Consider the following 10935-nt stretch of genomic DNA (forward strand, 5'->3'; position numbering starts at 1 on the left):
TCCTGTATCACCAGCTTATCGTTCACATATATTTTAAAACTATCACCTCCCGGCTCAGGAGTAAACGAGAACAGGATGGCACTAAAAACAACCAGTGCAATTACATTACTGGTTTGAAGTTTACGAATGATCTGTTTCATGGTCTTAATGTTTAAGGTTTATAATTTCATTTAAAAGGTCCATGTCAGGTTGGTTCCTGAAGATTTACACGTCAAAGAAACGCTGGCGGATAATGTGCTGTGTATATCCTTGACCATTGGAAAGCATTACTTGATCATTCGCACGATTGCATTTCGCATCAGAAACAGTTCCGTTGTTTTTGGGCATATTATTTTTCAATATTGCCGCATGGAAAATACCATGTTCGATCGGATCGGGGAGGAGAATATCAAAATGCTGGTCGATCGTTTTTACGATCTTGTTTTCGATCATGAGCAGATTGCTCATTTATTCAAGAGCGATAAAGATGAGATCAAGGAGAAGCAGCGTTTGTTTCTTACACAATTCTTCGGTGGCCCTGCTGTATACTCCGAACGGTTCGGGCATCCACGCCTTCGGGCACGCCACATGCCTCACTCCATCACCGAAGACGATGCTGTGGCATGGCTATCGTGTATGGCCAAAGCCATTGGTACTTTGCCGATTGAAGAGAGCTTGAAAGATGAGTTGTTCAAGCGCTTTGTGCCCACAGCCATGTTTATGGTAAACACCGGAGAAGAAACCTGATATATACCTATATCATTTCTCGTTTCAGAAGAAACTATACATCTCTTTACTCCATTTTATCGGATGCTCTTGAGACCCAATCCGGTGCATCATTGATCTTTTGTCGCAAGAGTAAATTCAATTGCGCTGCGTGATGTTGCACATGCCGCATGTTATAGAGCAGTATCTCCGGTAATGCAAAGCTTCGGTCTCCGGGTTCCTCCCACTGCTCGTTCATTCGCTCTTCCGTAAGACTCGCAATTAACGCACGGCACTTTTCACGACTTGACTGGAGATATATCAACAGCTCTTTTTTACTATATATTTTATTGGGGATTATATCATCTACCGCATCTTCAGCAATATCATCGTTTGGGCCAGCCAGTGTAAAGGGCAGTGAAGAAGCGAAATTTACGGGAGGAACGGTAAGGTAATAATCCAGGAACACAAGACAATGATAGGCGTTATAGAAAAACTTTTTATCAGTATACCAGTATTCTTCCGGCCAGAGTTCAATAGCATTTTTAAGCATATCGATACTGGCTCCGAATTGCCGCCACAGACTTTCCTGTAAAATATTGATCATGATTAAAATATCAGCAATATAAATCTCTACTACCTGCTCAAGTATTCTATCAATATTAATATATCGTTTGCAAGCAATCAATACGGGTCTGTCTCCCTTTTTGTCGCCCGCATTTCTCCTTTGTGATCCTTTTTGTCCTATAGCAAAAAAGTATTCTACATTTTCGTTACCCAATATTGCATTGTGGTATGTTAACGCATGGCAATATTCCCTCGATGCGGTAACGGCTGCGCCTTCAATCATTCAAGAGATCAGAGAATATGCGAAAATTAAAAATCAGTCGGATCGAAGTATCGCTCACATTTTTATTTCTATTGATTGTGCTGGCGTTCTTCCAGAACAGCACACACCAGCGCACGATCGAAAAGGCGCTCAATGACTCCAACATTGCCCGAAAGGTTCTTACACGTCTTCAAACCTGCCAATACCTTACTATGGCTATGAACGTGGAGCTGCGCGGCTACGCACTTACACACGAAAAGAAATATGTATACCTGCCGTACGATTTCATCAAAACCTGGTCTGACACGTGTATCTATCGCATCGATAGTCTGCTGCATATTCAGAATGAATTTTTCACGGAAGGATTCAGTTCGCTGGCAGAGTATAAAAAAACGTTGTTCCTTACGGCCGATCATACCGATAATCTCAGCAAGCTGATAGACCAAGGGAAAGACTCACTCTTCCTGGTGCAGTTCAAAGACGAGAGTATGAATAAAGCACTGGCTGATAAATGGAATAAACTCACCGATATTGTGCGGCCCTTTGAGAACCGGGTGATTGAAGATAACCTGACACGCTACGAAGAATTGAACAGAATAAATTATGCTATAAATCTATTGCTCGTGGCACTTTCATTGCCGGCAATCATCTATGCTATTGTTTTGCTGCGAAAAGAAATTTCGCGAAGAATTAAACTATTGCGCGATTTCCATGCCTATAACCAGGATCTCATTTTCAATGACGGACAAGAAATAACGGTAGCCAACGATGAGTATATATTTGGATACTACAAGAAATCAATCAATTCGTTGTCTGATTTTATTCATGCGATAAGTTCAGGAAACTACACCATCAACTATGCCGGTATAGATGCCAACAATCAGGAGCAGAATAAAAATACATTGGCTGCCAAGATCATTGATCTGCGTAATAAACTCCGCACATCAAAAGAAAATGATGCAAAAATAAACTGGCAAAATGAAGGTCTCACATCTTTATCATCCATCGTTCGCTCCAATCAGAATGATGTTAACCTGCTGTCAACGGATATTGTACGCTTCCTCACAAAATATATAGGTTACCAGCAGGGAAGTATATTTATAGTACATGATGATGATCCGGAGAATATACATCTTGAAATGACAGCCTGCTATGCATTCGACCGGAAAAAGTATATTCAGAAGATCATCAAACCCGGAGAAGGACTTGCCGGACAATCATACCTGGAGCGTCACTCGATCGTGCTCACAAAATTACCGGAAGGCTATACGCAGATCACTTCGGGTCTTGGCGATGCTACTCCCGGATGTTTATGCATTGTGCCTATGATCCATAACGGAACGATTGCTGCTATAGTAGAAGTGGCTGGCTTTGCTACACTGGCTCCGCACCAACTGGAATTTTTAGAGAAGTGTGGCGAACAGGTTGCCTCTGCATTTCTGGCATTGAAGATGATAAACAAAATGAAAACCGTTTTGAATCAAACCACGGTCGATGCACTATAGATCTCAACGCTATCATTGCTACTTCCGAAAATATAGCATTGTAAAATCCTTTTAACTTAGTTATATTCGGTATAAGAGCCCATCGCAATCTGCTACTCTCAGGCAGAGCGATGGGTTTTTGCGTTATCAGCGAAGTGTTGTTTAAACTACTAAAACCCAAAGACCCATGTGCACCTACAACATTCTTAGCATTGACGGAGGTGGCCTCCGCGGCATTGTACCCGTTCGTATACTTCAAAAGATCGAGTCTATTACGCAAAAGAAAATACAGGATACATTTGATATGATGGCCGGCACCTCTACCGGAGGTCTGCTTGTATCGTGCATGACTTTGCGCGATAGCAAGGGCCAGCCTAAATATAGCCTGGACGATATCGGAAGTATATACATCAACAAGGGCGACATTATCTTTCCTATACGATCGGGTATCGGTAAATTTTTTCATCGCTTCTCTAATTTGTTCTCACCGGCCTATAGTGCCAGCGGTCTCGAAAAAGTATTGAAGGAATATGTAACCGAGCAACGGATAAAAGAAGCCCTGCGGCCAATTCTGGTATCGACTTACGATCTGAATAGCAACAAGCCGGTGTTCTTTAAATCGAGCGAGGCTAATGATAATGAAGAGGCTAATGCGCGTATATATGATATATGTCGTGCAACATCGGCAGCACCTACGTATCTGCCGGCCTATACTTTTCAGTATAAAGGCAATCGCCTCACTGGTATAGATGGAGGAGTATATGTAAACAACCCTACTATGGCGGCTATTGCCGAGATCAGTAAATATGGCAACAGAGGCTACTATAAAAAGAAAGACGGCACCGATGTGAAATATAGCGACATCCGTGTGCTTTCGCTGGGCACCGGCAGTTACAACGGTACCATTACAGAAAAGGAAGCAGTAGGCTGGGGCGAACTGCAGTGGGTAACGCAGATAACAAATATTATGATGCGCGGTGTTAACCAGACTACCGATTATGAAAGTGGTGAGATGCTCGACCCCGGAAGTTACCTGCGCTTAAGCATAAACATTCCTGAAGAAAAATATTCCGACATGGCCGATGCCCGAAAAGAAACACTCGATTACCTGGAAAAACAAGTAAGTGAACAGGTGACCGATAACACAGATAAGCTGGCGGCCCTGAAACAGTTTCTGGCAAATCTATCAGACGAAAAAGATTATACCGGCTTGCAGGCAGCGTTGGTCACGAACTGAGCCAGGCATAGATTATAGCAAGATCCCGTTTCTCCGTCCATAGGTTGTGAGAGACGGGATCTGTACGTTATAGGCAGTCCATCACATCTTTTATACATGAATAAATCATCATCCATCGTTTTTTAACTTTTTATTCCGATCCTTGCTTTTGGAAAAGCCATGGATACCAACAGTCAGGTGAAGAAAATACTGCTTATCGAGGATGATCACAATCTCTCCAAGTCTATCGCTTCGACCCTGGAGAAAGAAGGATATGCCTGCGACCCGGTATATGACGGGCAGATTGCCATGCGCTATTTTCAGAATCGCTCCTGCAACCTCATATTACTGGATCTCAACCTTCCGAAAGTAAATGGTATAGAGCTCTGCAAAAAATTCAGAGCGATGAACCCCGAGATACCCATCCTGATCATTACAGCGTTTGGCGATATCGACAGCAAAATGGAAGCGTTCGACCTTGGTGCTGACGATTACCTGGTAAAACCTTTTCACCTGAAAGAATTGCTGGCAAAGATTAAGATATTTTTAAAGCGCGCAGAACAGGCACCCACCACGCAGCCGCTATACCAGTTCTATGATATGAAACTCGACCCGAACAAGAAGGTCGTGATACGCGAAGGCAAAGAGATCAGTCTTACGCCAAAGGAATATGGTTTGCTGGAATATATGCTTAAGAACAGAAACCGCATTATCTCCAAAGACGAACTGGCTATGAATCTTTGGGATAACAAATACGGAGTAACCCACAACACCATCGAAGTATATATCAATTTTCTGCGCAACAAAATTGATAAAGGCTTCGAACGCAAGTTCATCCTCACCAAGCCCGGTTTTGGATACTATCTAAACGAGCAGTCCGATGAACTATAAAACCAGGCTTACATTACTGTTTGTAGGCCTCTTCTTCATCGTACTCACTGCCATCCTGAGTTTCATTTATATAGCTTACTCGGAATTCAGGCGCGATGAATTTTTTGAACGTCTGCACGAAAAAAGTATTTCCACGGCACGGCTACTGGTAGAAGTAAAAGGTGTAGATATAGGGCTGCTTAAGATCATTGACCAAAATTCCATCAACAAAATGTATGATGAGAAGATTTTGATCTTCGATGAAGATGACAAGCTTATCTATAGCAGCCTCGATGATGAGAAGATTCCGTACTCTGCGAAATTGATCCACACCATTCGGCAAACCGGTCAAAAGTATTATGTAGATGATGATGGCGATGAAGTAGTGGGCGTTCGCTATACCGGGCAGGGTCACGATTATGTTGTGCTTTCTTCCGCCTACGATCGTTATGGCATTAGCAAACTTCAAAACCTGCAGGATCTGGTTATACTCGCGCTGGTATTGGGCACACTTCTTATATCAGTAGCCAGCTACTATTATATACGCCAGGTATTTCGCCCCATTGACGAATTGAATAAATCGATTCAGAATATAAATGCCAATAACCTTCGCGGACATGTAGCTGTAAAAAAGAACAAAGATGAACTGGATACGCTGGCTGTAAATTATAACCAGATGCTGGAGCGTTTATCTAAAGCCTTTGAATCGCAGCGCGCCTTTGTACGCAATGCGGCACACGAATTAAAAACACCGCTCGCCCTGATCCGCGGTAAGATTGAGCGCCTGGAAGAGTTGGCTGATAATAATCAGTCCGAAATACAGCAGGTAACAAATGGGTTGTCAGACGATATAGATGAACAGGCAGCATTGATAGAATCATTATTATTGATTCAGCGATTGCAATCACAATTACCGATCAACACAACACGTATACGCGTAGATGAAGTGCTGGATGAAAGTGTAAAAGAACTAAGTCCTGCATACCCGCAGCAACAAGTAAAGATCGATATAGATGCCAGTGTTGAAACCGAAGAGCACCTGATTGTTGATGGAAATACACTCTTATTAAAAATCTGTTTCCGAAATCTGATTGAGAATGCTGCTCTATATGCTACCACGCAGCAACTCGCTATAGCTATATATCATCATGCCGGTATACTTCAGCTAACCTTTTCCAACACAGGCGATGAACCATCACAGGCCAATTTAATATTCGAACCTTTCTTTCGCGAAACACAGCAACAAGAGAAACCCGGTCATGGTCTCGGTCTTTCCATTGTAAAGCAGATCATCGAAATGATGAATGGCACGATCACCCACAATTTTCGTGAAGGGCAACATCATTTTATACTTCGCTTACCACTAGTCAATCATACTATACATACTCATCCCGCATTGCAATAGTATACGTGTTTCAACTTTAAGGGTAATTTAAGGCACACTTAAGCCCGTCTAAAGACCTCGACCGTACTTTTGTAGAAAAAAGGAATGCGATCGTTTCGAATATGGGTAACTGTTGTTACTCTTTTGTCAGGCTCTTCACTCTTCGCTCAAAACACCGACACACTCCGTATCACACTGGCACAAGCCGATAGTTTATTGATATCTCGAAATCTGTCGCTCATAGCCTATCATTACGAAGTAGATAAAGCGGAAGCCCGTAAGGTTCAGGAAAAACTTTTTAGTAATCCTGAATTATTTACTGAGTGGAATCTATATAATCCCACGGCCAAGCAATGGTTGGATGCAGGCCGCAACGGGCAGAAAATTATCCAGCTCCAAAAAGTATTTCGTATAGCGGGTCAGCGTAAAACATCGATCAGGCTTGCGGAAGAAGAAAAGCAGATGACGCAGTGGCAATACTTTGAGCTGGCACGCAGCCTCAAGTATGCATTGCATGTAAGCTACTACCGCTATCATTTTCTCAACAATGCTATCAGCAATATTCGTTCGCGACTGGCTTTGTTGAAAAGTGTTATTGATCTCTATGGCGATCAGTACACAAAAGGAAATGTATCGCTGCAGGAGCTTACGCGATTGAAGTCCACCTACTTCGACATCAACAACCAGGTAAATGATACGCAAACCGAGTTGGTGCAATTGCAATCCGATCTGCAATTGTTACTGGTAGATGATCGCGTCATCTTTCCGATCCCGAATGTTTCATCACAAATTGTTCCGGAGCTTACCGCTATAACATTGCCAACACTCATTGAGCAATCGCTTGCCAATCGCCCGGAGCTAAAGATTGCCCAGAGTCTGCAGGCACAAAATCAATTGCGTTACTCACTGGAACGCAAACAGGCTATACCGAATCTTACAACGGGTGCTATATACGACCAGGCCGGTAGCTATGTGAATAATTATACCGGTATACAAGTCGGGTTGCAGGTTCCGCTCTTTAATCGCAACCAGGGACGTATACAGGAGGCACGCATTGGTATAGAACAATCCAAGATCATGCTGCAAAGCAAGCAACAGGAAATTACACGCGAAGTGCAAACCGCCTGGAATGTTTTTCAACTGCTGCGTGATCAATATGCTTCTGCCGGAACGGATTTCGAAATACAACTCGATCAACTCAGCAAAGGACTTGTAAGCAACTATAGCAAGAATAACATTTCTCTGCTGGAGTTTACCGACATGTTTGAGTCGTACAACACCAGCATCATTCAACTAAATCAACTGAAGGCCGATCTAAATAAATCTTATGAAGAACTCAATTATGCAGTGGGACAAGACCTGCGCCCTTAAGCACCCTATACGTGTTGGTGCGCTTGCAGCATGTTTCGCCACACTGTTGCTGACGCAATGCGGTGAAAAGGAAAAGCCCGCTGCAGAAAGCAAAGCATTTTCGCTGAGCGATACTATGTTGAAGTCGATCGCATTGGATACTGTAAAAGTAAAACCGGTAAAGGGTGTATTAAACCTGAATGGAAAAATAGCGGCCGATGAAAATCGCCTGGTAGAAATATTTCCTATAGTAGGAGGAAATGTACTGGAAGTAGATGCAGAGCTGGGCGACCATGTAACCAAAAACCAAACTCTCGCGGTAATCAAGAGTGGTGAAGTAGCCGAATACGATCGGCAGTTGATCGATGCACAGTCTGATGTATTGGTAGCACAAAAAAATCTCAGCGTAAAGCAAGATCTGTACGAATCAAAATTATCGTCTGACAGAGAGTTGATTGGCGCGCAGAAAGATCTGGAGAAAGCAGAGGCTGCCCTGAAACGCATCTCCGAAACATTTGCCATCTATAATTTCAATCGTCAGTCAGAGTATAGATTGAAATCGCCTATCAGCGGATTTGTGATCCAGAAAAAACTGAGCCGCGATATGACGCTTCCTTCCGATCACAGCGAAAGTGTATTTACTGTAGCCGAGCTGGATGAAGTGTGGGCTATTGCCGATGTATATGAAACAGATATAGCGCGTATCAACCACGGCATGAATGTAGTGATCACACCACTCAGTTATCCGGACGAAAAGATCAATGGTAAAATTGATAAGATACTCAGTGTACTTGATCCGGAAACACGCACCATGAAAGTACGCATTAAAGTGCCGAACCCGGGCTTCAAATTAAAACCTGAAATGCTCGCATCAGTAAAGGCACAGTACGATGAACCAAAAACATTAACAGCCGTTCCTTCGTCCGCTATCATTTTTGATAACAGCCGTCAGTTCGTGATGATCTTCAAAGATCGCTTCAACATCGAGACACGCGAAGTGGATGTATATAAAACCACCGATGAAATAACGTGGCTTAATGGTGGACTCAAACCTGGTGAAGTAGTGATCAGCCGTAATCCGCTATTCATTTACGATGCCCTGAACGATTAACGCATGGACAAACTGATCAAGAATATAGTTGCCTTTTCTCTCAAGAACAGGTTCTTTACTTTCTTCTGGGTAGGTGTAATGATTATTGCCGGTATAGTAAGCTATCGCAATACACCTATCGAGGCATTTCCGGATGTAACCAATACACAGATCATTATTGTTACCGAGTGGCAGGGACGCAGTGCACAGGAGATTGAACGCTTTGTATCTATACCGATAGAAGTAGCAATGAACTCTGTGCAGCGTAAAACCAACGTGCGGTCTATCTCCATGTTCGGCCTTTCGGTGATCAAAATTATTTTTGATGATGATGTGGAAGATTTCTATGCACGCCAGCAGGTAAACAACCAGCTCGTCAACGTAAACCTTCCGGAAAATGTAGAGCCAGAGATACAACCACCTTACGGACCGACCGGAGAGATTTTCAGATATGTACTCACTTCCAAATCAAAAGATACACGCGAATTACTGACTGTACAGAACTGGATTATCGACAGGCAAATGCGTGCTGTGCCCGGTGTTGCCGATGTAGTGGCTTTTGGTGGTCGCGAAAAAATATATGAGATACAGGTAAATCCTGCACTGCTCAATCGCTATGATATTACACCACTGGATGTATATGAAGGTGTAAACAAAAGTAATATCAACGTAGGTGGAGATGTTATCGAGAAAAACGGGCAAGCGTATGTTGTTCGCGGTATGGGTTTGCTGAATTCGATCGAAGATATTGAGAACATCATTATACACGATCGTGCAGGTGTACCGGTATTAGTAAAAAATGTAGCATCAGTTATCGAGTCAGATTTACCGCGCGTAGGCCAGGTGGGTATGGATACGAATGACGATGTAGTGGAAGGTATAATTGTGATGCGCAAAGGAGAAAATCCGAGTGAAGTACTGCATCGCGTAAAAGCCAAGATCGAAGAACTCAACACGCGTATACTGCCGGGCGATGTGCGCATGAAAACTTTTTACGATCGCGATGTGCTGATGACCTATACCACGCACACGGTTATGCACAACCTGCTGGAGGGTATATTCTTTGTAACGGCTGTTGTATTACTCTTCATGGCCGACTGGCGCACTACGGTTATCGTTTCCATTATTATACCGCTATCATTACTGTTCGCGTTCTTCTGCCTGCGCATGAAAGGCATGAGCGCCAACTTACTTTCACTGGGAGCTATAGATTTCGGAATCATCATTGATGGTGCCGTGGTAATGGTGGAAGGACTGTTCGTAGCGCTTGATCATACGGCACAGAAGTACGGCATGGAGCGCTTTAACAAGATCAGCAAACTGGGGTTGATAAAACATACAGCAACCAATACCGGCAAAGCGGTATTCTTCTCCAAGCTTATCATCATTACAGCATTGCTGCCTATATTCTCTTTCGAGAAAGTGGAAGGGAAAATGTTCTCACCCCTGGCCTATACGCTGGGCTTTGCATTGCTGGGCGCCTTGATTTTCACTCTTACACTGGTGCCTGTACTCAGCGCCGTGTTGCTAAAGAAAAACGTAAAAGAGAAACATACTTTCATCGTTACGTTTTTCGATCGCATTGTATCGAAAGGATTTCAATGGACATTCTCCCATAAGAAGATAAGTCTTACGGTAGCAATGGCGATAGTAGCCTTCACGTTGTTCTCACTGAAGTGGATGGGAACAGAATTTCTTCCGCAATTAAATGAAGGAGCGCTGTGGGTAGAGGCAAAGATGCCTATGAGTATGTCGCTGAACGAAACGGTTAAGATGGTGCATACACTTCGCCAGGAGTTGAGCAGGTTTAAAGAAGTAAAGGGAGTCCGCTCACAAACCGGTCGCTCGACCGATGGTACTGACCCAAGTGGTTTCTACTACGTGCAGATGCAGGTAAACTTAAAACCGAAAGAAGAGTGGGACCGCAAGATCAGCATGGATGGATTGATCGAAGAGATGGATCATAAGCTGAAAAAATATCAGGGTATAAATTATAATTACTCGCAACCTATCATTGACAACGTAGCA

Annotated in this window: 9 protein-coding genes; 8 read left to right on the plus strand and 1 reads right to left on the minus strand. The window is 43.3% G+C overall.

Annotation, left to right across the window (positions count from 1 at the left end; translation table 11 throughout):
* The first annotated feature begins 348 nt into the window (after positions 1–348).
* On the plus strand, positions 349–726 hold the full coding sequence (locus VIN08_RS23480; protein WP_331970631.1) for a globin: 378 nt from the start codon (positions 349–351) through the stop codon (positions 724–726).
* A gap of 46 nt (positions 727–772) precedes the next feature.
* Here VIN08_RS23480 and VIN08_RS23485 read toward each other — a convergent pair whose 3' ends face one another.
* On the minus strand, positions 773–1291 hold the full coding sequence (locus VIN08_RS23485) for a DinB family protein (RefSeq protein ID WP_331970634.1): 519 nt from the start codon (positions 1289–1291) through the stop codon (positions 773–775).
* Positions 1292–1551: 260 nt separating this feature from the next.
* On the opposite strand from VIN08_RS23485, the gene VIN08_RS23490 reads away from it, so the two are divergent.
* The 7 genes from VIN08_RS23490 to VIN08_RS23520 form a co-directional block, all read left to right on the plus strand.
* Positions 1552–3018: a GAF domain-containing protein gene (locus VIN08_RS23490; RefSeq protein WP_331970637.1), complete on the plus strand. Its 1467-nt coding sequence runs from the start codon at positions 1552–1554 to the stop codon at positions 3016–3018.
* Between the two features lie 166 nt (positions 3019–3184).
* On the plus strand, positions 3185–4234 hold the full coding sequence (locus VIN08_RS23495) for a patatin-like phospholipase family protein (protein WP_331970640.1): 1050 nt from the start codon (positions 3185–3187) through the stop codon (positions 4232–4234).
* Between the two features lie 159 nt (positions 4235–4393).
* Entirely contained in the window at positions 4394–5104 is a 711-nt protein-coding gene (locus VIN08_RS23500) for a response regulator transcription factor (protein ID WP_331970643.1), read from the plus strand.
* Positions 5094–6488 (plus strand): HAMP domain-containing sensor histidine kinase, encoded by a 1395-nt coding sequence (locus VIN08_RS23505; protein WP_331970646.1) that lies wholly within the window; start codon positions 5094–5096, stop codon positions 6486–6488. Before VIN08_RS23500 ends, VIN08_RS23505 begins: the two co-directional genes overlap by 11 nt.
* 84 nt (positions 6489–6572) lie before the next feature.
* A complete protein-coding gene (locus VIN08_RS23510; protein ID WP_331970649.1) occupies positions 6573–7838 on the plus strand; it encodes a TolC family protein in 1266 nt (421 codons plus the stop codon).
* Positions 7795–8928, plus strand: a complete 1134-nt coding sequence (locus VIN08_RS23515) for an efflux RND transporter periplasmic adaptor subunit (RefSeq protein WP_331970652.1) — start codon at positions 7795–7797, stop codon at positions 8926–8928. Before VIN08_RS23510 ends, VIN08_RS23515 begins: the two co-directional genes overlap by 44 nt.
* Positions 8929–8931: 3 nt before the next feature.
* Positions 8932–10935 (plus strand): efflux RND transporter permease subunit (locus VIN08_RS23520; protein ID WP_331970654.1); only part of this gene is annotated, 2004 nt, incomplete at its 3' end.

This window comes from Ohtaekwangia sp. (assembly GCF_036568665.1).
Taxonomy (GTDB): domain Bacteria; phylum Bacteroidota; class Bacteroidia; order Cytophagales; family Cyclobacteriaceae; genus Ohtaekwangia.

What these genes read in the sequence shown, in the direction of transcription:
- VIN08_RS23505 (WP_331970646.1), top strand. Translation starts at nt 5,094, where the DNA reads ATGAACTATAAAACCAGGCTTACATTACTGTTTGTAGGCCTCTTCTTC.
- VIN08_RS23490 (WP_331970637.1), top strand. Translation starts at nt 1,552, where the DNA reads ATGCGAAAATTAAAAATCAGTCGGATCGAAGTATCGCTCACATTTTTA.
- VIN08_RS23485 (WP_331970634.1), bottom strand. Translation starts at nt 1,291, where the DNA reads ATGATCAATATTTTACAGGAAAGTCTGTGGCGGCAATTCGGAGCCAGT.
- VIN08_RS23510 (WP_331970649.1), top strand. Translation starts at nt 6,573, where the DNA reads ATGCGATCGTTTCGAATATGGGTAACTGTTGTTACTCTTTTGTCAGGC.
- VIN08_RS23495 (WP_331970640.1), top strand. Translation starts at nt 3,185, where the DNA reads ATGTGCACCTACAACATTCTTAGCATTGACGGAGGTGGCCTCCGCGGC.
- VIN08_RS23500 (WP_331970643.1), top strand. Translation starts at nt 4,394, where the DNA reads ATGGATACCAACAGTCAGGTGAAGAAAATACTGCTTATCGAGGATGAT.
- VIN08_RS23515 (WP_331970652.1), top strand. Translation starts at nt 7,795, where the DNA reads ATGAAGAACTCAATTATGCAGTGGGACAAGACCTGCGCCCTTAAGCAC.
- VIN08_RS23480 (WP_331970631.1), top strand. Translation starts at nt 349, where the DNA reads ATGGAAAATACCATGTTCGATCGGATCGGGGAGGAGAATATCAAAATG.